Source organism: Singulisphaera rosea (assembly GCF_054877945.1).
Genome location: NZ_JBTYIP020000093.1, coordinates 1 through 654 on the forward strand (window position 1 = coordinate 1; position 654 = coordinate 654).

At 64.2% G+C, this 654-nt stretch carries 1 rRNA gene; it reads right to left on the reverse strand.

From position 1 onward, the window contains the following. Positions 1-248, reverse strand: a 23S ribosomal RNA gene (locus ACYOEI_RS41095); the annotation flags it as partial. Between the last annotated feature and the right edge of the window lie 406 nt (positions 249-654).

Genomic DNA, 654 nt, shown 5'->3' on the forward strand with positions numbered 1-654 from the left:
ACTCCGGCCCCACGACCCCGAATGGTATCCCACTCGGTTTAGGCTGGTCCCCGTTCGCTCGCCGCTACTGAGGGAGTCTCGGTTGATTTCTTCTCCTCCGGGTACTGAGATGTTTCAGTTCCCCGGGTCTTCTCGGGTATTCCGGGATCGACGTTCGTTGGGCAACTCCCCCGGACATTTCGCAGCCTTCCACGCCCGAATTGCTGATGACGCCTAGGCATCCCCCCCGTGCCCTTAGGAGCTTGACCACGCCGATCCGGTCGCCGCGCCGATCGCTCGGGCGTCGCACGGACCAGCGGGGGTCACGTTCCCGATCTTTCTGGCGGACTCGGCGTCTCTCGACGCGGGTCCGCCCCGTCTATGGGTAACGATCCCATTGCGGGCCCCCCACCTTGCGATGGAGGCCCGCGATCCGTAAGGGTCCACATTCGTGGAGATTGGATCATGCCACTACCACTTGCTGCGGTATTTGACTTGCGTGACCAATTCACCGAATTGAAAAAGAGCAAACGGACAGACGACGGACCACCCCCGACGCCGAGGCGTCGAGACTGCTCCAGGATCTGCCCCACTGGCCGCTGGCCAGGGGGCGGGGCCGAACGCATCGGCCACGCCCCGCACCCAGCGGTGGGAACATGGAAGAGGCCCCGGGAG